Annotated in this window: 17 protein-coding genes; 6 read left to right on the forward strand and 11 right to left on the reverse strand. The window is 58.8% G+C overall.

Annotated elements, in window-relative coordinates; all coding sequences use genetic code 11:
• Positions 1–52: 52 nt before the first annotated feature.
• From EY643_RS18745 to EY643_RS18755, 3 genes are read right to left on the reverse strand one after another with little or no spacing between them, the layout of a single operon-like run.
• Entirely contained in the window at positions 53–2317 is a 2265-nt protein-coding gene (locus tag EY643_RS18745; RefSeq protein ID WP_170287472.1) for an ATP-dependent DNA helicase, read from the reverse strand.
• Positions 2310–3941, reverse strand: a complete 1632-nt coding sequence (locus EY643_RS18750) for a VRR-NUC domain-containing protein (protein ID WP_153240689.1) — start codon at positions 3939–3941, stop codon at positions 2310–2312. The genes EY643_RS18745 and EY643_RS18750 overlap by 8 nt, the downstream gene beginning before the upstream one ends.
• Before the next feature lie 10 nt (positions 3942–3951).
• Entirely contained in the window at positions 3952–5118 is a 1167-nt protein-coding gene (locus tag EY643_RS18755) for a PQQ-dependent sugar dehydrogenase (RefSeq protein WP_153240690.1), read from the reverse strand.
• A gap of 172 nt (positions 5119–5290) precedes the next feature.
• Between EY643_RS18755 and nhaC the strand changes: the two genes are divergently transcribed.
• Positions 5291–6748 carry a Na+/H+ antiporter NhaC gene (nhaC, locus tag EY643_RS18760; RefSeq protein ID WP_153241124.1) on the forward strand — a complete coding sequence of 486 codons (1458 nt, stop codon included), beginning with the start codon at positions 5291–5293 and terminating at the stop codon, positions 6746–6748.
• A complete protein-coding gene (locus tag EY643_RS18765) occupies positions 6741–7190 on the forward strand; it encodes an acyl-CoA thioesterase (RefSeq protein ID WP_153240691.1) in 450 nt (149 codons plus the stop codon). Before nhaC ends, EY643_RS18765 begins: the two co-directional genes overlap by 8 nt.
• Before the next feature lie 5 nt (positions 7191–7195).
• Here the strand turns inward: EY643_RS18765 and epmA are convergent, their stop codons facing one another.
• Together epmA and efp are read right to left on the reverse strand one after the other, a co-directional pair.
• Positions 7196–8149, reverse strand: coding sequence for an EF-P lysine aminoacylase EpmA (gene epmA, locus EY643_RS18770; RefSeq protein WP_153240692.1), 954 nt, complete (start codon positions 8147–8149; stop codon positions 7196–7198).
• 7 nt (positions 8150–8156) lie between these two features.
• The gene (gene efp, locus EY643_RS18775) at positions 8157–8729 is read right to left on the reverse strand and encodes an elongation factor P (RefSeq protein ID WP_153240693.1); all 573 of its coding nucleotides are present in this window, start codon (positions 8727–8729) and stop codon (positions 8157–8159) included.
• A gap of 146 nt (positions 8730–8875) precedes the next feature.
• On the opposite strand from efp, the gene EY643_RS18780 reads away from it, so the two are divergent.
• Positions 8876–10699 (forward strand): hypothetical protein, encoded by a 1824-nt coding sequence (locus EY643_RS18780; RefSeq protein WP_153240694.1) that lies wholly within the window; start codon positions 8876–8878, stop codon positions 10697–10699.
• A 6-nt stretch (positions 10700–10705) separates the two neighbouring features.
• On the opposite strand, the gene serB is transcribed toward EY643_RS18780, so the two are convergent.
• A complete protein-coding gene (serB, locus tag EY643_RS18785; protein ID WP_153240695.1) occupies positions 10706–11923 on the reverse strand; it encodes a phosphoserine phosphatase SerB in 1218 nt (405 codons plus the stop codon).
• A 145-nt stretch (positions 11924–12068) separates the two neighbouring features.
• Between serB and EY643_RS18790 the strand changes: the two genes are divergently transcribed.
• On the forward strand, positions 12069–13316 hold the full coding sequence (locus EY643_RS18790; protein ID WP_153240696.1) for a hypothetical protein: 1248 nt from the start codon (positions 12069–12071) through the stop codon (positions 13314–13316).
• 34 nt (positions 13317–13350) lie between these two features.
• On the opposite strand, the gene parC is transcribed toward EY643_RS18790, so the two are convergent.
• Together parC and EY643_RS18800 are read right to left on the reverse strand one after the other, a co-directional pair.
• Positions 13351–15603 carry a DNA topoisomerase IV subunit A gene (gene parC, locus EY643_RS18795; protein WP_153240697.1) on the reverse strand — a complete coding sequence of 751 codons (2253 nt, stop codon included), beginning with the start codon at positions 15601–15603 and terminating at the stop codon, positions 13351–13353.
• Positions 15604–15649: 46 nt separating this feature from the next.
• Positions 15650–16447: a cyclic nucleotide-binding domain-containing protein gene (locus EY643_RS18800; protein WP_153240698.1), complete on the reverse strand. Its 798-nt coding sequence runs from the start codon at positions 16445–16447 to the stop codon at positions 15650–15652.
• Between the two features lie 137 nt (positions 16448–16584).
• Between EY643_RS18800 and EY643_RS18805 the strand changes: the two genes are divergently transcribed.
• Entirely contained in the window at positions 16585–17055 is a 471-nt protein-coding gene (locus EY643_RS18805) for a GNAT family N-acetyltransferase (RefSeq protein ID WP_240732765.1), read from the forward strand.
• Here EY643_RS18805 and dtd read toward each other — a convergent pair.
• The 3 genes from dtd to thiI all read right to left on the reverse strand — a co-directional run bounded on the left by dtd (position 17039) and on the right by thiI (position 20837).
• Positions 17039–17476, reverse strand: a complete 438-nt coding sequence (dtd, locus tag EY643_RS18810; RefSeq protein ID WP_153240699.1) for a D-aminoacyl-tRNA deacylase — start codon at positions 17474–17476, stop codon at positions 17039–17041. The two genes, EY643_RS18805 and dtd, sit on opposite strands and share 17 nt — an antisense overlap.
• Before the next feature lie 5 nt (positions 17477–17481).
• A complete protein-coding gene (gene typA, locus EY643_RS18815) occupies positions 17482–19293 on the reverse strand; it encodes a translational GTPase TypA (protein ID WP_153240700.1) in 1812 nt (603 codons plus the stop codon).
• Between the two features lie 95 nt (positions 19294–19388).
• On the reverse strand, positions 19389–20837 hold the full coding sequence (thiI, locus tag EY643_RS18820) for a tRNA uracil 4-sulfurtransferase ThiI (protein ID WP_153240701.1): 1449 nt from the start codon (positions 20835–20837) through the stop codon (positions 19389–19391).
• A 331-nt stretch (positions 20838–21168) separates the two neighbouring features.
• Here thiI and glnA point away from each other — a divergent pair, with 331 nt between their 5' ends.
• The gene (glnA, locus tag EY643_RS18825) at positions 21169–22575 is read left to right on the forward strand and encodes a glutamate--ammonia ligase (RefSeq protein WP_153240702.1); all 1407 of its coding nucleotides are present in this window, start codon (positions 21169–21171) and stop codon (positions 22573–22575) included.
• Positions 22576–22602 lie beyond the last annotated feature (27 nt).

Here is a 22602-nt window from a genome sequence, read left to right on the forward strand (position 1 = left end):
AATAGACCGAAGAAACACACCCAGACATGCCTCCCGGCAGCAATCGGGCCGTTTAGTCGTGATATTTCCACCAGGGCGGCAGCAGATCACGGTACTGCTTCCAGGAATAGCGCGCATCGACCAGCAGAGCCCGGCCCTGGTCCTGTGCCGTGCGTACGACCCGGCCCAAGGCCTGATCGACTTTCTGCATGCCCGGGTAAAGGTAGGCGTACTCGAAACCCTGGCCATATTTCTGCTGGTACCACGCCCGCAGCCGCTCGCGCTCTCGTCCCACCTGGGGCAGGCCAACCCCGACCACGGCGACACCGCGAAGTTGGTCGCCGGGCAGATCGATACCTTCACCAAAAACGCCGCCGAGAATACAAAAAGCAACCAGATCTCTCTTCTCGGTAAAGTCCGTCAGCAAGGCCTCGCGCGCTGAATGGTCCAGCCCGGGCTCCTGCTGCCACAAGCTTCGAGCGCCGATATCAATCAATGCCAGGGCATCGCGCATATAGGCATAGGAGGAAAAATAGACAATACAATTGCCCTCGGTGCTCTCCAGCCAGCGCTGGATGTGCTCAGCAAGAGAGTTGAGGCTCCCGGCCCGGGCGCTGTAGCGAGTATCCACGGTGCTTACAAGCTGCACGTCCAGCTGGTCAGGCTCGAACGGGGAATCCAGTCGTCGGCACACCGCGTCATCACCAAACCCCAGCATCTGCCGCATCCAGTACGCGGGTGAAAGCGTGGCAGAGAACGCCACACTGGCGTGCAACCGGTCGTGACCACCGGCCAGAAGCCGCGATGGATCGAGACAATTCAGGCTCAGCATCAGGCCCTGCTCTCCAGCGCCACGTTGCAGCTCGAAAACGAAATCATCGCCCCAATGCTCTGATACGCGCAGCCAATGCAGGACCTTGAAGTAAAAATCACCGTGCTCGGGTACGCGCTGGAACAGGGCGGGCTCCTCCGCGAGTTGTTCGCCGGTGGCGGCCACAAAATCCAACAGCGTGAACTCCAGTTTGTCGGGCAGGGTCTGGCGGTAGTCGCAATCTTCCTCTGCCCATTGTTCTTTCTGCAGGGCCAGCAGGCAGCGATTAAGTCGCTCAAGCGCACGTCGCACAGGTTTCGCGGCTCCCTTTTTTACCCGCATCAGCTGCGATTTAGCCAGCGCCGCACTGTACATACCGCGGGCGCGCTCCGGGAGGTTATGGGCCTCATCCAACAGCACGGTGAAACGCCTGCCCTCTTGTTGCGCCAGCAGGCCCAGCCGAGGATAGAGGCTGTACAGGTAGTGGAGATCGGCGACAACCATATCGACCCATGGCAGCAAGTCGTCTGCCAGCTGATAGGGGCAGACTGAATGTTCGCGCGCGATGTCCTCAATCCCGGCGCGGGACAAAGCCCCGTGCGACACCGCTGCTCGCAAGGCGTCTCCCAACCGATCGTAATAGCCATCGGCGTAGGGGCAGTCCTGGGCATGGCAGGCTTTACCGGGCGAGAAGCATATGCTGTCTTTGGCCGTAAGGCTCAGCCAGGGCATCTCCAACCCCGCATCGGCCAGCAGCTGCAGGCATTCCTCGGCGGCCCGCCGGCCCACAGTGCGAGCCGTGGCGAACACCACGCCCTCATGCTTACCCCGCTCCAGCGCCCGCAGTGCCGGATACATTGCTGCAGCGGTTTTACCAATACCTGTCGGCGCTTCCACCATCAGCTCGCCGCCCTGATCGACGCACTTATAGACGAGTTCGGCAATGTCCCGCTGACCAGGGCGAAACTCCCCATGGGGAAACGCCAAACCTGCCAGGCTGACGTCGCGCCGCCGCCGCGAACGCGCTAGCAAGGTGAGCCAGCTGGCGAAGTCACGCAGGGTTTCTTCAAGAAAGACGTCGAGCTCGCCACGAGTGCAAGTTTCATCGATCCGGGTCTCTTCATCGCGATCAATGTCGAGCCAGCTCAAGCGCACCTTGAGAGCGTCAACATCCTCGGCACGGGCGATGATCGCCGCATACGTTTTCGCCTGAGCCATATGCAGCTGCGAGATGGTTGCCGGAATGTCTTCGGGGTCCACACGGCAGGTTTTGATCTCTTCCACCAGCCCAATGTCGGGGTCATAGCCATCCGCCCGCCCGCGCACCAGCAGGCTGATATCGCCAAACTGCCTGCGATACTCGACCGGGAACTCGCGCCGATAGCTTTCTGGCCGCCGTCGATAGATCCGCTGATGCCCCTCTATACCCTGTGCCGCGGTTGGCGAAGGCGTGAAGCGATGGTCGATGTCACCCCGACGGTGACAGAAGGCCACAAGATCGCGAACTGTCACTGCGATCTCAGTCATCGCGCCACTTAACCCAGGCCACTTGCGCTGGGATCTGCTGCGCACCGAAGAATCGCAGCCAACGTTTCTGACTGTGCTGCAAGGCATCGCCAGGCCCCTTCACTTCGATCATGCTGTAGTCGCCCGGGCTCTCACCCAGCGCAATGAGATCGGGAAAGCCACGCCGATTTTCGCCGGGGTCAAACAACATGCGCTCCCAGATGGCCAACAAATGTTGTGCGGGGATAATCTCCACCGCGCGATCCACCAGCGCCTCGTCGAGGCTGCGCCAGTTGATCCAGCGACACTGGTAGCCCTCACAGCGGCGCCACGCAGCGCGGACTTCACCGGCGAGATCCGACTGCAATGCAGCGAATCGCGCTGCCAAATGCCGCTCTCGACGCAGGGCAAAACCCTGGTCATACATATCGGCGGGCACGGCCTGAAACGGGTTGTGAAATGCGCCGGGGACAGGCGCGAAAATCTGCTCCCAGAACGCCAAACCGAAAAGACCGTTCATCAAACTGTTCTCAACGTAATGCACCTCTCGCCATTCGGCTTCGAGTGCTTGCGCCGCCAGTCGCTCCACTGAGGCCTCACCCCGCTCAAGGTTTAGTTGCACTTCGGCAAAGCTATCTCTCACCCGGGCCTGCCGGGTGCCGTGCACCGCGCGCTGCAGCCGCGGCATGATGCGTCCCGCAGCGTCGCGCTCCTCCTCTCCCCATGGCTCTGCCAGAATCGTTTCGCACAGGCTTATCGCCTCATCATATTTCCCCGCCCGCTCAAAAATCCGAGCGCTTCTTTCTCGCGCCGGGTGGAGATCACTGCGCTGGTACAAGGCCAGCGCAAGATCGCCTTCGCCAGCCCGCTCCAGCTCGCGTGCCAGGCTGTTGCACAAGCGCGAATAGCGCCGAGAGGTGCTTGCGTATTGCGGCACAAATTCCAGGGCCAGTTCGGCCAGGGTACTCAAATCAATCTCTCCCCCACCGCCTTCCCGCAGCGCCCACCAACTGTCAGCGATAGCGGCGCAGACCAGGTACTCCTCCAACGCTGCGCGATCAGGAAAAAGGCGCTGACTACGATCCAGCGCATAGGGATAGTGGCGCGCCACCCCCAGGTCACTGAGCACAAAATCAGTCAGCCCCTGATGGCGGTTACCAAAGAACAACAGCGAGAATATCTCCACCTCCTCCTTGCAGAGCGGCCCAACGATCCGTCCCTCGCCCATGCCTTCGAGGTCTAGCGGTGCTTGTTCCTCGGCTGCCGCCAACAACTCGGCCTTGCTCTTACTCGCACTAAGCCCCAGCGCAGCAGCGAGTTCAGGACGGGTAAAGAGATTCGCTATTTCGGCGCTGGAAGCAGCCTCAGCCATCAGGCCAGCCGCCAGTAGCTCATCAATTGCCTGAGCGAGATCGCCAAGCTCCGGATAATCGAGATTCGCTTCTCGAAACCACGGGCCGACACGAGAAACCAGGCGCACGTAGAGACATTGCGCCGCAAAACCGAGGGCGCGATAGGTGCTGAGTAATTCGAGCTCCGCCGGCGCCAGCAGATCGCTGTAGCAGGCGTCTACTGTGTCGAGCAGGCGCTGAAAATTGTCGCGGTAGTAATGCGGCGCCAGATCCACAGAGGGAGGAGTCGCCATGTCCGGAGGCCTAGTTTAACTCCAACCGGATCAGGCGGCTGCGATCGGCCAACAGGTAAACGAGCCCATCGGGGCCAACCTGTACATCGCGAATACGCATATTGGCATTACCCAGTAGACGAGTCTCCCGGCCGACACCGGCGCCATCGAGCTCCAGCCGGTTCAGGCGCGTCAGCCGCATACCCGACACCAATAGGGATTGCTCCCACCCGGGATACGTGTCTGCGGTGTAAAAATCGATGCCGCCAACGCCCAACGACGGTGTGTAATAAACCATTGGCTGCGCCATGCCCGCTTTATGTGTGCCCTCCCCTATTTTGCCGCCGCCGTACTCCTCACCATAGGTGATGATCGGCCAGCCATAGTTGGTACCGGCCTTGAGTATATTGATCTCATCCCCACCCTGGGGGCCGTGTTCCGCCACCCAGATAGCATCGGAGCCGGGGTGCTTTGCGATGCCCTGGGGGTTGCGATGGCCATAGCTGAAAATTTCCGGGCGCGCACCAGCCGTGGCGACAAAGGGATTATCCGCTGGCACTTCACCGCTCTCCTTCAGGCGAATGACTTTACCGTTGTGGGTAGACAGGTCCTGCGCCAACTTCCGATTTCCGCGGTCGCCCACTGTGATGTAGAGATAACCTGAATCGAGCAACAAGCGCGAACCGTAGTGCCGGCGTTCACTGTAGGCGGGCAAAGCAGTAAACAGCGTCTCAAGGTCTTCCAGCTTGTCTGCCACCAGTCGAGCACGCGCAACCTGAGTGGTTGAACCATCATCAAGCGGCACGCTGTAACTCATATAAATGAAACTGTTGTCAGCAAAATCCGGATGCACCAACACATCCATCAAACCACCCTGGCCCTCGGCGAAAACCTCCGGCACACCAGATATCTCCACTGTGGTCCAGCTATGCGGGCTGATCAGCTTCAAACCACCCTGCTTTTCGGTGACCAGCAATCGGCCATCGGGGAGGAAATCCATACCCCAGGGCTCGCGCAAATACTTGATCAAGGTCTTTGCTCTGAGATCCGTTGGATCTCCCGGTCCGGCTTTTTCTGCAGCACCCTCTAGCAGAGGTTCAGAAAGCGCCGCGCCACCATCGGAGGAAGCACAGGCAGTGACAAACGTCAGGGAGAAAACCGTTGCCAGAAAGGCAAGACAGCGGCGCAAATTGCACATAGAAGATTTCCGTAAGCGAGATAAGAGTAACAACCCAATGTTACGTGATCACCACGCGGATGTCAGATGGCGCGAGCCACACCTGTACCCTCAAGCGCATTTAGGGCATTCTGCGCTAATTCAGATGCACTGGAACAGTACATTGACCGACAGCGAAAGACCCCTGATCGAGATGAAGGCCTGGATGGCCCTGACCCCCATCGTATTCCTGGTAAGCCTGCTCGGCTGCTCGGTATATCTATTCGGTGCAGATTCATCCTATGGCGCTAACCAGATCGCCCTCGTTCTGGCCACCTGTGTCGCGGCTCTGGTAGCGAAGCGCAGCGGACTGGGCTGGAAGGACGCCCAGGAAGGGATCGTCGATGGCATTGGCGTTGGCCTGGGCCCAACCCTGATTCTCCTCTCAGTGGGCATGCTGATTGGGACCTGGATTCTCTCCGGCACGGTGCCGGCAATGATCTACTACGGCGTGCAGATCCTGAACCCCTCGGTGTTCTATGCCGCCAGTGCCGCCATTTGCGCGATTGTCGCGATCAGCATCGGCAGCTCCTGGACCGTGGCCGGCACCCTGGGCATTGGCCTGATGGGTATCGCCAGCAGCTTTGACCTGTCACCTGCGATCACCGCGGGCGCCATCATTTCCGGCGCCTACTTCGGCGACAAGCTGTCGCCAATGTCGGATACAACCAACCTGGCGGCAGCTGTAACCGGGGTAGACCTGTTCGACCACATCCGCCATATGTTGTGGACCACCGTCCCGGCCTTCTGCCTCGCCATACTGCTCTTCGCCCTGATCGGCAGCGGCAGCGGCGGCGCTACTCCCGAGGAAATAGAAGCGCTGCAACTTGCGCTCACTGACCAATTCAATATTGGTCTGCACCTGCTACTCCCACTGTTGCTGATGCTGGGCCTGGTATTCAAACGCTTCCCGGCCTATCCCTCTATTGTGATCAGCGCGCTTGCCGGCGCGCTCTTCGCCGTTATTTTCCAGCCAGCCCAGGTCGCCCGTCTGGCCGGCGAGGCCAACGAGCTTTCACCATTTTTTGTCCAGTTCAAAGGGGTCTGGATTGCGCTCTTCAACGGCTATGAATCGATTAGCGGCAACGAGAATCTCGACGACCTTTTGAGCAAGGGTGGCATGAGCAGCATGCTCAATACGGTCTGGTTGATCATATCCGCCCTGGGTTTTGGCGGTGTGCTGGAACGCACCGGCATTCTCGGCTATCTGCTTGATCTGGCGCTGCGCGGCGTAAAAAGCGTGGGCTCACTGATCACGACCACCGTGTTCACCTGTATCGGCACCAATATCCTGGCAGCAGACCAGTTCATCGCCGTGGCCCTGCCCGGGCGCATGTACCGGGACGCGTACAGCAACAAGAACCTCTCGCGGCTGAACCTCTCGCGCACCCTGGAAGATTCGGCCACCCTGACTTCAGCCCTGATTCCATGGAATACCTGTGGGGCCTATATGTCAGCAACGCTGGGCGTCGCCACCTTTACCTACGCGCCCTACGCATTCTTCAACCTGGCCTGCCCTGTTATCGCCATGATCTATGGCTATACCCATTTCGCCCTGAAGCCCGCCAGCTATGACGACGATGAGGCCGGAGCAGCAACCAGCCATGCCTGACATTGAGTGGGACTTCCCCGAGCCCCATGTTCTCGAAGTGGCCGTCCAGGCCAGCGATATCGACGGGCTCCAGCACACCAACAACGCGGTCTATGTGCAGTGGTGTGAGCAGGTGGCATGGTCACACTCCACTGCTTTGGGCCTGGATCTGGCGTGCTACCAGCGCCTCGACCGGGCGATGGCTGTTATTCGTGGCGAGTACGACTACCTGCAGGCATCTCGCGAAGGCGATGCGCTGGCAATAGGCACCTGGATTGTCGCCTGGGACGGGCGCCTGAGTATGCAGCGACGCTTCCAGATCGTCCGCATAGCGGACGGAGTAACGCTGTTGCGCGGCCTGGTGCGGTTTGCCTGCATCGAGTTGAGCAGTGGTCGACCCCGGCGCCTGCCGCAGGAATTCATCGACGGCTATGGCCCCGCTGTACTGGACCTGGAAAGCTGAAGCCGTCAGCAGTGCTGCCAGTCCAAGGCCAGAACATTGCGTATATCCCGCTCACCGCAGACCAGCATCAACAGGCGATCAAGACCCAGTGCGACCCCCGCACAGTCCGGCAGGCCAGACTCCAGAGCCGCAAGCAGATGTTCGTCCAAAGGGCGCTCTGCCAGCCCGTATTCCCTGCGCCGGGCATTATCCGCGTTGAAGCGCTGCCGCTGTTCAACCGGATCTGACAACTCCCAATAGCCATTCGCCAACTCAACCCCGTCTACGTAAGCCTCAAAACGGTGCCCCACCTCAAGCCCAGCACTGCTGCCAATTCGCGCCAGCGCCGCCTGAGATGCAGGGTAATCATAGACGAAGCATATTCCCCGCTGGGCGAGTTGCGGCTCCACCAGATGACTCATCAGCAGATCCAACCACATGTCGCGATCGCCACTCAATCCGCCGACATCCATCGCCTCTCTGGCCCTCTGGGCCAGTGCAACCGTGTTGGCTGTAAAGGGATCGATGTCCAGGGTCTCAATAAAAAGTGCCCGGTAGCTGAAGAAGTGCACCTCTCGCTTCCCCAGGCAGCACTGGAGTAACTCCGCGACTTCGGCCATAAGCGCATGATGATCGAAACCGGGGCGATACCATTCCAGCATCGAGAATTCCGGGTTGTGTCGCGCTCCCGCCTCGCCATCGCGAAACGCGCGCGCGATCTGGTAAATAGCACCACTGCCCTCGCTCAGCAGGCGCTTCATAGCGTACTCGGGGGAGGTCTGGAGATATCTCGGTGCCGCCAGCGATTGGCCGCGCTCAACGATCAGGGGTTCAATAGAAGGGTCGGTGACACCGCTGGAACACAGCAGCGGTGTCTCCACTTCCAGCACCTCACGGTGCTGGAAAAAATCGCGAATCCGCTGATACAGCGTCGCCCTGGCGCGAAGAAGCGCAAGCAGGGAGAGGCCGGATTCGCTCAAGAGGAAATCAGGACTTGCCGGCCCGGCCCTGGTATTCACCGGTACGGGTATCGACGCGCACCACTTCACCCTCACTGAGGAACAAGGGTACTTTTACCACAGCACCGGTGCTCAACTTGGCGGGTTTGTTGCCGCCCTGAGCGGTATCGCCCTTGAGGCCGGGATCAGTCTCGACAATTTCCAGTTCTACGAAATTAGGTGGCGCAACTGATAGGGGCGCACCGTTGTAGAGGGTTACTTCGCAGCGGTCCTGCTCCTTCAGCCACAGGTGGGAATCACCTACCGCTTTTTCATCAGCCTGAAACTGCTCGAAAGTGTCCGGCTCCATGAAATGCCAGAACTCACCATCGGTGTACAGGTATTCCATGGTGCGATCCATGACATCGGCGCCCTCGAGGGATTCGCCGGATTTGAAAGTGCGCTCCCAGACCCGGCCACTGTTCAGGTTGCGCAACTTAACCCGATTAAAGGCCTGGCCTTTACCCGGTTTGACGAACTCGTTGTCGAGAATAGAGCAGGGTTCGCCGTCGAGCATGACCTTCAGGCCAGAGCGGAATTCATTGGTGGAATAGTTCCCCATGGTGCTTGTCCGTTACGTTTCAAAAAAGGGCGCTAATCATACCGCACCGGACCCTCATTGGGGAGCGCCACCCGTGTGCTGGCGAGGTACAGGATTTGTGACCATAATGTAGGCTCTAGGTCGTATCCAGTGGGCAAGGAGAGCCTATGATCAATGATGCCCCCATTCGCCTGCATCTACCTGCGCAGGATCTCGAACAACTGAGTGTCTTCAGCTCCCGCGAAGACAGCGCCCGAGAGTGGGCGGCCCAGTTGCCCGTGGCCAACCCTGAGGTTGTGGCCGAGCAGTTGAGCACCACCCTGGACGAAATCAGCCGCTGCGCCATGGCGCCAGAATTACGCTTTAATATCCTCGACGCCTTGCAAAACAACCTGCACATTGCGTGCACCAGCCTGTCACGCCGATTCCTCAATCAGCCGCTGGTCATGCCGGAAGAACCGCGCCGAGTAGCCGCCTTGATTGACACCCTGTACGCCCGCTCCATCACCGCATATAGCTGCACCGCCATCGAGGCCTTACAACAGAGAGACCGTATCCGCGGCGTTAACCCTGCCCGGCTGGTGTGCGAAGCCCTGCTGCGCGCGCTCGACTTTTGCAGCCGGAAGCTGCTCCTCGGTTTTCAGCTCCACAAACCCGTGGAGCCCAATGGTTGGCTGACCCTGCATCAGCTATACGCCCTGGGAGAACGCCAGGAGCTGGCCAAGATCACCCTGCCGGGAATCGGCAAAGCAGAGACCAGTATTCGCCGCAGCTACCTCGTTGCGATGCTCACAGGGTGCTGCAAACCCAATCAATTGCGTCAGGCTGATCTGGCTGCGGTACACCAGGCACTCGCAGAGTGGGCAGACCTGGTCGACATCGGCACCGATGACGGCCTCTTCCTGGTCGATCTCGACCGCGACCAGCCCCCTCTCTACGCAACACTGTTCCGCGATTCCGCCCCGGCCACGGCGCGCAAGGTAGACACGGCGCGCCTGGTGGCGCATATGAAGAATATGCTGGTAGCGAATAAGGGCAATAGCCGCTCATTCGTCCCTCTGGACGATGGTAGCCGGCTCGCCCCCGGGCTGCTGTCTCATATGATCGACGCACTGGGCACTGTCAGCGTGCGCAATTTCGTGCGCAAACCGGCCGAGGGCCCGCTCGCCGTCAGTATTGGCCTGAGCGCCGCCCACTATCACGCCGCCGGCGACCTCAATTTCGCCGAGGCCGTATATGGCAGTGATCACCTGATGAAAACGCCCGAGCAAGCGTCCGTCAATCCATTCAAGGAGAAAAGCGCCAGCGATATCTGGAGCCAGGCCAACCCGGAAGAGGATTTCCAGCGCCCCAGCAGCAACAGCGAAGCAGAGGCCTATCTGGACCATCAGGTGCAGCTGGATGCCCGGTCCAGTGCCGCGATTCTAAGCGGGGAAGACAACCCGCTATTGGAGCGCGCCTATGCTGTTTATCAGCCACAAATGGTCAATGCGAGCCCCGGTGGATACTGTCTCGACTGGCAGGGAGACTTACCGGCTGAATTGAAAGTGGGCGACCTGGTCTCTGCCCAGGAAGGCCAACACGACCAGTGGGTACTCGCGGTTATCCGCTGGATCAGCCAGCTGGAAAACAGCCGCACACTGATGGGTATCGAGCTACTGAGCCCCAAGGTGAAAGCCTTTGGCGCAATCACGCGGCAAAAGACCGGCGAGGAATCCGAGCCCCAGAGAGCGCTTCTGCTCCCCGAAATCAAACTGGTAGGGCAGCCCCCTACCCTGATTACCCCCCGGGCCGGCTTTCGGGAGAATCAGAAGATCACATTGCAGCGCCCGGGTGAGCAACTGCACCTGCAGCTGCACCGGCAACTGGCTGCCACCGGCAGTTTCTCGCAATTCGATTTCCGCTACATCCGCATGCTTGGCGACGTTATCGCCGAGGACAAGAGCGGCCCCCTGGACGCATCTTACGACTCCGTCTGGAGCAATATCTAGGCTGGCTCAGTGGTCCTGCTGGTAGCGATCACTGAACCCGAGCAGATAGAGGATAGCATCGAGCCCAAGCGTGGAAATTGACTGCTCGGCAGATTTCTTCACCAGCGGCTTTGCGCGAAATGCGATACCCAGGCCTGCCGCACTCAACATGGGCAGGTCATTGGCGCCATCGCCCACAGCGATCACCTGCTGCAGATCCAGACCCTCCTGCTCAGCCAGTTGACGCAGCAAATAGGCCTTGCGCTCACCGTCGACGATCGTACCCGTGACTTTGCCCGTGACCTCGCCGTTCTCTATGTCGAGTTCATTGGCGTGGACATAGTCGATACCCAGGCGTTGCTGCAAATCGCGGGCGAAGTAGGTAAAACCACCGGAGAGAATGGCGGTTTTGTAGCCCAGCTTACGCAGCGTCCCGATAAGATGCTCGGCGCCCTCGGTAATCCGCAGCTCACCGGCTATTTGTGCCAGAGCCTCTTCACCCAGGCCCTCCAGCAAGGCCACCCTGGCGCGAAAACTTTCAGAGAAATCCAACTCACCGCGCATTGCTCGCTCGGTTATCTCACTGACCTGCTCACCCACGCCTGCGCGCGCCGCCAGCTCGTCAATCACCTCAGCCTCAATCAGGGTGGAATCCATGTCGAACGCAACCAGCCGTCGGTTACGACGGAACATATTGTCCTGCTGGAAGGCAAGATCCACATCCAGCGCGCCGGCAACCTCCAACAGGTCACGGCGAAATGCGCTGGAATTTTCTAGCGGACCCCGAACTGAAAATTCAACACAGGCCTTGCTCAACGCCGGAAGGTCACCCAGTGGGATTCGACCGGACAATCGATTGATGCTGTCGATGTTGAGACCGTGCCTGGACACCACCTCAGTGACTCGCGCTAGCTGGTTCGCGGTGATCTTGCGGGCTAGCAAGGTGATGATATAGCGCGCACGGCCCTGAGCTTCCACCCACGCGTCATATTCAGCGCTTCCCACAGGACTGATCCTTGCTCGCATGCCCTGAGCTGCGGCCTGCGCCTCAACCTCATTGACTACCGTGGTCTTGTCGCAGCCGGCGGGGACCTCAATCAACATACCCATGGACAGGGTGGCGTGAATGACCGCTTGACCGATATCCAGAACATTCACGCCGTGTACCGCGAGAATTGCAGTCACACCGGCGGTAACGCCTGGATGGTCTTCACCGGAGATAGTGATCAGCAAAATGTCGTTCAATGGATGTCCCAGAGTCAGTGAAAGCGCCGCTATTCTACCTGTTTGCCACGCGTGCTGAAAACTTGCTCTGGCATTCAACAAAAGCCAACGCCGCACGCCGCACGTGGTTTATACTGGGCGCAGACCCCCTGCAGATAGCACAGCTGTGATTGATCGCCTGAAGAACGCCCCGCTCAGCCAACAACTCGCCACGTTTGCCGCCGGCCTTTGCCTGACAGTGAGTCTTGCTCTCGTCACCCTGGGCGGAATTTCCAGCAAGCATTTGCAGCGGCAACAGCAGGCCGACTTTGGCAATGCCCTGGCCCACCAGATCGCGCGCCGGATAAGCACCTCCCTTGAGACCGGTGACCTGCTAAGCGTGTCGGCCTCCCTGCAACGCTTTGTCGAAACATCATCAGCGGCTCGTGTGGCCATCTTCGATGTGGAGGGCAAAGCGCTCGGCCAGGCCGGCACCGCCATGGGCCAGAATCTCTTCGAATACCGCGCACCACTGCGTATTGAATCGGATGTCGCCGGTGAGGTGGTTATCACCGTCAACACCGATACCGCGAGTGCCGCACACCTGCGCTTTGTGCTCAGCCTGCTGGGTCTGGCCGTGCTGCTGAGCCTCACGGTCTACGGTGTAGGCCTGCATCTGGGAAAACGAGTCGGCAGCCGGGTAACCGCCCTCACCAAAGCCGTCTCCCTGGAAGGCCAGGCCCCCCCGCCGGCAAATAACGAGCTAGAGGTGCTCGCGGCACGTATCGACAACTTGCCCATGGAACTGCTGCGCACCAATAGCGACCCCGTGGCACAGGACGAAAACTACCGCACCACCGCCGTGCTCTACCTGCAACTCGACAGCCTGATGGCCTATGTCGACACCCTGGATGAACAATCCCTGCATCGCTACACCGATCGCCTGCATCAGGTGGTATACGCCTCGGCAGGCTTTTACGGCGGTGAGATCCAGGTCACCCGGCAGTTTGCATTAGCCGTGTATTTCTCTGGCCCCGGCAATGCGGGCAGCGCACCTTTCCGCGCCGCCTCCTGCGCCTGGCTGATCCATGCGGTCACTGCCGAGATCGAGAAGCACATGCCCCTGTCGCTGAACATATCCATCGCCGCCTCGCTTAGTGAACTGGGCATCGGCGACGAGAAGGATATTTATCCCGGCTTATACATGCAGTCGACGCTGGATGAATTACAGACTGTGTGTGCGAGCAAACCGCCTAAAATCCTGCTGTCGCCGGCGGTTTGTGAAGATACGGATGTTGCCGGAAGAGTCCAGCAACAGGCGACTGAAGTGATGGATTATACCATGGTTGAGGGGTTTGCAGGCCCCTATGACGACCTGCTGGAACGCCAGTTGCAGCTAATCCTGAAGCGCCTGTTGAACCCCGCCCTGCTCTAGTTGCACCAGAGCGTTAGCCGGGGTTCAGCAAGGATCAGGACTCCACTACCATGGCATCAACCTTCTGGAAGCCGCGAGGCAACTTATTGCCTCGCCGGCCACGCTCGCCCCGGTAGTGTTCGAGATCAGAGAACTTGAGTTTGTGGTGACGCTTGCCAGCGTGGACCACCAGGGCATCGCCCTCCCTCAATACCTGCACTGACACCACCCACTCCCCGCGCGCCTGCACCCGAGCAGGTGGAATCCCGATAATTTTGTTGCCCTTGCCGCGCGCCATCTGCGGCAGGTCCGCCAGTGGGAACACCAGCAGGCGGCCCTCATTCGAAACAGCGGCAACCCAGGCGCCTTCAGTTTCAACAATCTCCGCAGGCTGCATCACCTTACCGCCCTTGGGCAGGGAAATCGCAGCTTTACCCGCCTTGTTCTTGGTCTGCAGATCAGCGAGCTTGCCGACAAAACCGTAGCCGGCGTCTGACGCCAGCAGGTACAACTGATCGTCGCCCCCGGTCATCATGCCCTCGAAGGTAGCACCGGACGGGGGATTGATGCGCCCCGTCACCGGCTCGCCCTGGCCTCTGGCTGAGGGCAGGTTGTGCGACGGGACAGTGTAGGCTCGGCCGGTGGAATCGAGAATGACAGTCGGCTGATTGCTGCGTCCGCGGATGCACATCTTGAACCCGTCGCCGGACTTATATGAGAGGCTGGTGGGATCTATGTCGTGGCCTTTGGCCGCGCGAATCCAGCCCATCTGGGACATGACCACAGTGATGGGATCGGCGCTCATCAATTCCAGTTCGCTGAAGGCTTTCGCCTCTTCGCGCAATACCAGAGGCGAGCGGCGTTCGTCGCCGTATTCTTCTGCAACCGCCAGAAGCTCTTTCTTGATCAGGGTCTTGAGACGGGCGGCACTACCGAGAATTTTCTCCAGCTTGTCACGCTCTAGCGCCAATTCATCCTGCTCGCCGCGGATCTTCATCTCCTCGAGCTTGGCCAGATTGCGCAGCTTCAGTTCAAGGATGGCTTCGGCCTGAACGTCGGTGATACCAAAGCGGTCCATCAACGCCTGTTTTGGCTTCTCCTCGGTGCGAATAATATGGATGACTTCATCGATATTCAGGAACGCAACCAGATAGCCTTCCAACACATGCAGCCGGCGCAGCACCTTCTCCAGCCGATACTCGAGGCGGCGGCGCACTGTTTCGGTACGGAACTTGAGCCATTCCTGCAGAATACGGGCGAGGCCTTTCACCCCGGGCCGCCCATCGATGCCGATCATATTCAGATTGACGCGGTAGCTGCGCTCGAGATCGGTTGAGGCAAACAGGTGGTTCATCACCCCTTCCACATCCACCCGGTTGGAGCGCGGCACAATCACCAGTCGAGTCGGGTTTTCGTGGTCGGACTCGTCTCGCAAGTCAGCCACCATGGGCAGTTTTTTGGCCTGCATTTGTTGGGCAATCTGCTCCAGCACCTTGGAGCCGGACACTTGATGCGGCAGGGCATTCACCACGATGTCGCCGTCTTCTTTCTCCCAGCGAGCGCGCATTTTGAGCGCGCCACGACCACTTTCATACATTGCCACGATGTCTTCGCGCGGCGTGATGATTTCTGCCTCGGTGGGGAAGTCCGGCGCCTGCACGTACTCGCATAGCTCAGCCACCGTGGCCTTCGGGTTCTCCAGCAAGTGAACGGTGGCAGCGACGACTTCAGTGAGATTGTGAGGCGGAACGTCAGTGGCCATACCCACGGCAATACCGGTGGTGCCGTTGAGCAGCACATTCGGCACCTGAGCCGGCAAAACCGAGGGCTCCTCAAGTGTCCCGTCGAAATTGGGGGCCCAATCCACCGTTCCCTGACCCAATTCGCCAAGCAACACATCGGCGTAGGCGGTCAGCCGTGATTCGGTGTAGCGCATCGCGGCGAAGGATTTCGGGTCGTCTGGCGAACCCCAGTTTCCCTGACCATCCACCAGTGGGTAGCGATAGCTGAAATCCTGGGCCATAAGGACCATGGCTTCATAGGCGGCGCTGTCACCGTGCGGGTGGAACTTGCCGATGACATCGCCGACTGTCCGCGCAGATTTCTTGAATTTTGCCGAGGCCTTGAGCCCCAGTTCGCTCATTGCATACACGATCCGGCGCTGCACCGGCTTGAGGCCGTCTCCCACATGGGGCAGAGCGCGGTCGAGAATCACATACATGGAATAATCCAGGTAGGCCTTCTCGGTATAGTGCTTCATCGACACCTGTTCGATGCCGTCGTCGTCGATTTCTATTGTGTCTGACATGATGTTCCGTTTGTTGCGTAGGATCACCTGCGGCGCAGGCGATTGATCAGCCTCTCAAGCCAACCAGCTGTTCATTGAGATTAACGATGGAATTGGCCATATCGATAAGCAGGCTGTGAATAGTAGCGGGGTTGCGTTTGATGAGCTCGGTAAATTGCTCTTTGGGCACCTTCACCACCGAACAGTTCGTCTTCGCTCGTACCGTGGCACTGCGATCAGCCTGGGTCAAAGCGGCCATGGCGCCAAAAATCTCGCCCTCAACGATTCGGCCCACGGGCACATCGTCGACAACGACTTCGGCGATTCCGGCTGACATATTGAATACATAGTCAGCCCGGTCACCCTGGCGGATTATCACTTCACCGGGTTCATACACCTCAAACCCTGGCGTAGCACCTGCCTCGTCCTCCACACTGCCAGAAGTAATGCGCAGCATCAGGCCGGAATAGGTGATAAGCAGCCGCGTCCAGAGACGCGTGGCAGCCGGGTCGTCGAATACCTGGCGCATAAACTCGAGCGCGGAATACGACGTCACCCTGGCACCGGCGTCGCTGCTGAAATGCACTGCCGCCGACTCTTCCTGAGTGCCGGCTATATCGGGCAGCAACAGCTCGCCCTCTTCAAGTACATAGATCAACTTGCCCTGATAGCGTGCGCTCAGGGAACCGCGTTCCACAACGTAGAAATGATTGCCATCAAAGCCGCGGAAATTGCCGCGATCGTCCGGGGACACCTCCATCGGTATGCCGGGCATATTGACCACTTCAAGCAGGGCGGCAACCAGTTTTTTGTACTGGCGCCCGAGAATGGTGAAATCCTGGGAGAGCTCAGCTTTCGCCAGCATCGAAAAACCTCTTGCGGAGGGGGCCGTATAGTGCCCCGAATATTCTTGTCGTCAGCGGTAGCCAGGCTTTGCCTGCCACGCGATGACGCCTATAGTAGCAACTTCTCAGCGCGGCGAGAACGCCGTGAGCGACAATTGTGACGGAAGAAAACGTGAATCTCGAATGGCAGACAGTGGGCTTTGACGAGCTCAGCATTGGGCAGCTCTACGAAATCCTGAAACTACGTCAGGAGGTGTTTGCCGTAGAACAGAACAGCATCTACCTTGACCCGGACGGCCTGGACCAGCAGGCGATTCATGTGAGCGCCTGGGAGGGAGCCACACTAGTGGCCTATGAACGCTGCCTGCCGCCTGGATTGCAGGAAACCGAAAGCACGCTGGGCCGGATTGTGGTCGCGCCCGCCGCGCGGGGGCGCGATCTGGGCCGCGAGCTGGTGCGCCGGGGCATTGCCCACAATCTGGCACGCTGGCCGGGGCACGACATTCGCATGCACGCCCAGGCTCATCTGGAGCCATTTTATAACGCGTTTGATTTTCACACCGACAGCGATGTCTACGACCTGGATGGCATTCCCCATCTGGAGATGGTGCTCAAAGCTCCAGCATAAAGGTGACCGGGCCATCGTTGGTCAGGCTGACCTGCATGTCGGCGCCAAATCTGCCCGCCGCAACCGTCGAATGCTTTTCTCGCAATAATTCGAGCGTGCGATCGTACAGTGCCTCAGCATCGGCCGGCGGCATGGCTGAAGAAAAGCTGGGCCGGGCGCCTTTGCGCGTATCCGCAGACAGCGTGAACTGGGACACCAACAGCACACCGCCATTGATGTCGGCGACAGAACGATTCATCCGCCCCGCCTCATCGGCAAAGACCCGATATGAGAGAAGCTTGTCCAGCATGCGCTGACCCAACTCTTCATCATCGCCCTTGTCCAGCCCGAGCAGCACCAACAGGCCCTGCTCAATCTCGCCGACGATTTCCCCGTCGACCTCGACCTTCGCTGCCGACACCCGCTGGAGCAGCGCTTTCACCCGTATTAACCGCGTGAAGCGCGCTTGCGTTCGTGCTCCTGCAGCAGTTTCTTGCGCAGGCGGATGCTATCCGGCGTCACTTCAACCAGCTCATCGTCTTCGATGAACTCCAACGCCTGCTCCAGCGTGTGCCGCACTGGCGGTGTCAGGGTGAGAGCTTCATCGGTACCAGAGGCACGCACGTTGGTAAGCTGCTTGGCCTTGGTAGGGTTCACTACCAGGTCATTGGCGCGGCTATGCAAGCCGACAATCTGACCCTCATAAATTTCAATATTGGGGTCGATAAACAGACGGCCGCGGTCCTGCAGGTTGAACAGTCCATAGGCCAGGGTCTTGCCCTTCACCATGGAAACCAGCACACCGTTAGTACGGTGAATAATCTCAGCATTCTTGACTGGGCCGTAATGATCGAACACATGAGTCATGATGCCGCTACCGGACGTCATGGTGAGGAACTGGGACCGGAAACCGATCAGGCCGCGAGCAGGAATAACAAACTCCAGACGAACCCGACCCTTACCGTCGGGCACCATGTTTTCCAACTCGGCGCGACGCAGGCCCAACTCTTCCATCAGCGAACCCTGATGCTCGTCTTCACAATCGATCACCAACTGCTCATAGGGCTCCTGCAGTTCACCGTCGATTTCCTTCTGGATAACCTCCGGGCGTGAAACACCCATTTCAAAACCTTCCCGGCGCATGGACTCAATCAACACCGACAGGTGCAATTCGCCACGGCCCGACACCTTGAACTTATCGGGGCTGTCGCCCTGCGCCACCCGCAGCGCAACATTGTGGATCAACTCGCGATCGAGCCGCTCCCTGATGTTGCGGGAAGTCACATACTTGCCTTCCTTACCTGCGAAAGGTGAGTCGTTGACCTGGAAGGTCATGCTCACGGTAGGCTCATCGACGGTAAGCGCTGGCAAAGCCTCCACCGCATCCTGATCACACAAGGTGTCGGAAATATTGAGGCCGTCGATGCCGGTAATACAGACAATGTCGCCCGCCTCAGCACTGTCGACATCAACGCGCTCTAGCCCCAGGTAACCCATCACCTGGAGCACCTTGCCTTTACGGTATTCACCGTCAGCTCCTACAACGACCACCTGGGTATTAGGCTTCAACTTACCGCGAGTGATGCGGCCCACGCCGATCACGCCAACGTAGCTGGAGTAGTCCAGTGCACTCACCTGCATCTGCAGAGGTCCGTCGATGTCGACTTCAGGAGCAGGCACTTTCTCAACCACGGTTTCGAACAAGGGCTGCATATCGCTCGCCATGTCCTCGTGATCAAGACCCGCGATGCCCTCAATGGCCGAGGCAAAAATTACGGGGAAATCGAGTTGTTCCTCGGTGGCACCGAGGCGGTCGAACAGGTCGAACACCTGGTCGACAACCCAATCCGGGCGTGCGCCGGGGCGGTCTACCTTGTTGACCACCACAATCGGATTGAGACCCTGCTCAAACGCCTTCGACGTCACAAAACGGGTCTGGGGCATGGGCCCATCCACTGCGTCGACCAGTAGCAGCACTGAATCCACCATGGAAAGCACCCGCTCCACCTCGCCACCAAAATCAGCGTGTCCGGGGGTGTCCACGATATTGATGTGGTAGTCGTTCCACTCAATCGCGGTGTTTTTGGCCAGAATCGTAATGCCGCGCTCTTTCTCCTGGTCGTTGGAGTCCATGACGCGCTCAGCGCCCTCATTGCGACGGTCCAGGGTGCCCGATTGCTGCAGCAAGCAGTCCACGAGGGTAGTCTTGCCATGGTCAACGTGGGCGATGATGGCGATGTTACGTAGTTTGTCTCTCATAGGGCTCTCATAGGGCTGCGCTTAGTCCCAACCACACCCGGGACATAAAAAGGGCGCGGATTATACACCAGTACCTGTGACAAATGCTGGTAGTTTTACGGAGCGTAGACCTTGACGTTGAGACGTCCGGACTCGACCAGATGGCTGGCATGCAGGCGGCTCATGACGCCCTTGCCACAATAGAGCATGTAGGTTTTGGCCGAATCCAGCGTATCGCCTTTGGAATGCAGCTCATAGAATGGGATTTTCTCCACCGGCACATGCACATCAAGGGGCGCCAGCTCCTCTTCGTCCGGGTGGCGGATATCAATAATCACACTTTCAGCCAAAGGCACTGACAGCACCTCAACATCACTGCGCTCCAGGTCTTCATCGGCCAGGCGATCGATCCGAGTGCGGGTAGCATTGGCAGCCGCGCGCTCGAGGATAGCCATATCGAAGCGCTCCTCTTGTGCCCTGATCCGACCAAGTCGCGCCTTGGTCGTGGGGTTCACCGAGATGACACCGCAGTACTCGGGCATGTTAGCGGCGAATTCTCCAGTACCGATCTCGTCAGCGAGGCGCACGATATCGCCCTTGTCGCTCGCCACCAGCGGGCGCAACACCAGGCGCTCACTGACTTCGTCAATCACCGACAGATTACGCAGGGTCTGGCTACTCACCTGCGCTACAGCCTCGCCGGTCACAAGCGCGTCGATTTCGAGCTCAGCTGCGATTTCATTGGCGACTCGCAGCATCATCCGCTTAAGAATCACCCCCATCTGGCTGTCTTCGACACGGGTCAGCAATTCGGCGACAACCTCCTCAAAGGGCACGCTGATGAACAGTACGCGCTGGTGACAGCCATATTTTTGCCACAGGTAGAGCGCTACTTCTTTCACCCCCACCTCGTGATCACGACCCCCGAGATTGAAGAACAGGAAGTGGCTGCGCATACCGCGCTTCATGGTCAGATAGGTGGCGACAGGTGAATCGAAGCCGCCGGAAATCAACGACAGAACCGGATCAACGCTAGCTACCGGAAAGCCCCCCAGGCCCCTATGTCGCTGCACAATCACGAACAGGGTATTGCGGCTGATCTCCATCTCTACCTGCACATCAGGCGCCTTGAGCTTGACCCCCGCTGCCTCGGTTCGAGCCAGGAGTGCGCCGCCCACCTCGCGTTCGACCTCCACCGATTTGAAGCTGTGGTCACCGTTACGCTTACAGCGCACCGCAAAGGTTTTGCCGGCAAGCCTCTCGGCATATATGGGGAGCACGAGCTCGACGATTTGGTCTTTCTCAGGCAGGGCGAATTCCGCGACCTCCAGGATGTAGGAAATTCCGGCCACATTGCGCATGGCTTCGATCATCGCTGCCAACAGGCCAGCATCCTCCACCGCAGTGTGAATCTGCAGTTTGTCCCAACCGTGCTTGATCTGGACTTCGGGGTCGTACTCCCGCAGTACGGCATTCAGGTTCGAATGCAGCTTGGCCACCAGGCGCTTGCGCACCGGCCGGCTCTTGATCGTAATTTCGGAGAAAAACTTGACAACAAATTTCATCGGGGCGATAACGCTATGGCCTGTTCGGGCGCGTATTATACGGCTATCGACGATTTTTTGATGCAGCGTAGACATATCCGCGGCCACACCCCCAGAATGGCGCACCATATTAGTGCGCTAACGCACCAAAATAGAGCGCAAACTCTCGATCAACAATGGTTGAACGTAGAAACTCACTATTTTTCAACAGGTTATATTAGGCACCTTTTTGGCACAGCTCTTGCTATCCTTGTCTTTGCCAATTATTCGGGGCCCCTGCTAAGGCTGGGCCCGGAAAAACATGCACGCTGGCCAGCCCGCTGGCCAAACACAATCCCATGGAGGAAATGAGATGTCAGAGAACACTCTGAACCTGATCAAAGAAAACGAAGTACGCTGGGTAGACCTGCGCTTCACTGACACACGCGGCAAAGAACAGCACGTAACCATCCCCACCTCTGAAGTCAGCGAAGACTTCTTCGAGGGCGGCAAGATGTTCGACGGCTCTTCCATTTCCGGCTGGAAAGGCATTAACGAATCCGACATGATCCTCATGCCTGACGACTCGGCCTCTGTTCTGGATCCCTTCACCGACGAAGCGACTGTCATAGTACGCTGCGACATCGTTGAACCCACCACCATGCAGGGCTACGAACGCGATCCCCGCTCCGTGGCCAAGCGCGCTGAAGAGTTCCTGAAGTCCACCGGCATTGGCGATACTGCATTCTTCGGTAACGAGCCCGAGTTCTTCGTATTCGACGATGTGAAGTGGAAGGTCGACATGTCCGGCGCCACTTACGCCATCTCCTCCGAAGAGGCCGCATGGTCTTCCGCAGAGCACTACGACGACGGCAACATCGGTCACCGTCCAGGCGTCAAAGGCGGCTACTTCCCCGTACCTCCTGTCGACTCCCTGCATGACATCCGCGCCGCCATGTGTGGTGCAATGGAACAGATGGGCCTGGAAATCGAAGTGCATCACCACGAAGTTGGCACCGCCGGCCAGTGTGAGATCGGCATCCGCTTCAACACCCTGGTGAAGAAAGCAGACGACACCCAGATCCTCAAGTACTGCGTACACAACGTTGCTCACGCCTACGGCAAAACAGCGACCTTCATGCCCAAGCCCCTGGTTGGCGACAATGGTTCCGGCATGCACGTGCACCAGTCCATCGCTAAAGACGGCGAGAACACCTTCGCTGGCGACGGCTATGCCGGGCTGTCCGATACCGCTCTGTACTACATCGGCGGCATCATCAAGCACGCTCGCGCACTGAACGCCTTTACCAACGCGTCTACCAACTCCTACAAGCGCCTGGTTCCCGGTTTTGAAGCTCCAGTCATGCTGGCTTACTCAGCTCGCAACCGCTCTGCTTCCATTCGTATCCCTTACGAGCCAAGCCCTCGCGGCAAGCGCATCGAAGTTCGCTTCCCGGATCCCACTGGCAACCCTTACCTCGCCTTCGCTGCAATGCTGATGGCCGGTATCGACGGTATCCAGAACAAGATCCACCCTGGCGATGCGGCGGACAAGGACTTGTACGACCTGCCTGCTGAAGAAGCCCTGGCGATCCCAACCGTAGCCTCCAGCCTGAACATGGCTCTGGAAGCTCTGGACGCGGACCGCGAATTCCTGACTTCTGGCGGCGTTTTCACCAACGACATGATCGATGGCTACATCGAACTGAAGTCCGAGGAAATTGAGAAACTGGACATGACCACTCACCCGGTCGAGTTCGAGATGTACTACTCCCTGTAAACAGGCAGTAATACCGGAAAAGGCCCG

The organism is Halioglobus maricola, from assembly GCF_009388985.1.
In the GTDB taxonomy this organism is placed as follows: Bacteria; Pseudomonadota; Gammaproteobacteria; order Pseudomonadales; family Halieaceae; genus Halioglobus; species Halioglobus maricola.

Bases quoted from the DNA above. Each gene is read 5' to 3' on its own strand.
- EY643_RS18745 (WP_170287472.1), bottom strand. From the start codon at position 2,317: ATGACTGAGATCGCAGTGACAGTTCGCGATCTTGTGGCCTTCTGTCAC.
- EY643_RS18750 (WP_153240689.1), bottom strand. From the start codon at position 3,941: ATGGCGACTCCTCCCTCTGTGGATCTGGCGCCGCATTACTACCGCGAC.
- EY643_RS18755 (WP_153240690.1), bottom strand. From the start codon at position 5,118: ATGTGCAATTTGCGCCGCTGTCTTGCCTTTCTGGCAACGGTTTTCTCC.
- nhaC (WP_153241124.1), top strand. From the start codon at position 5,291: ATGAAGGCCTGGATGGCCCTGACCCCCATCGTATTCCTGGTAAGCCTG.
- EY643_RS18765 (WP_153240691.1), top strand. From the start codon at position 6,741: ATGCCTGACATTGAGTGGGACTTCCCCGAGCCCCATGTTCTCGAAGTG.
- efp (WP_153240693.1), bottom strand. From the start codon at position 8,729: ATGGGGAACTATTCCACCAATGAATTCCGCTCTGGCCTGAAGGTCATG.
- EY643_RS18780 (WP_153240694.1), top strand. From the start codon at position 8,876: ATGATCAATGATGCCCCCATTCGCCTGCATCTACCTGCGCAGGATCTC.
- parC (WP_153240697.1), bottom strand. From the start codon at position 15,603: ATGTCAGACACAATAGAAATCGACGACGACGGCATCGAACAGGTGTCG.
- EY643_RS18800 (WP_153240698.1), bottom strand. From the start codon at position 16,447: ATGCTGGCGAAAGCTGAGCTCTCCCAGGATTTCACCATTCTCGGGCGC.
- typA (WP_153240700.1), bottom strand. From the start codon at position 19,293: ATGAGAGACAAACTACGTAACATCGCCATCATCGCCCACGTTGACCAT.
- thiI (WP_153240701.1), bottom strand. From the start codon at position 20,837: ATGAAATTTGTTGTCAAGTTTTTCTCCGAAATTACGATCAAGAGCCGG.
- glnA (WP_153240702.1), top strand. From the start codon at position 21,169: ATGTCAGAGAACACTCTGAACCTGATCAAAGAAAACGAAGTACGCTGG.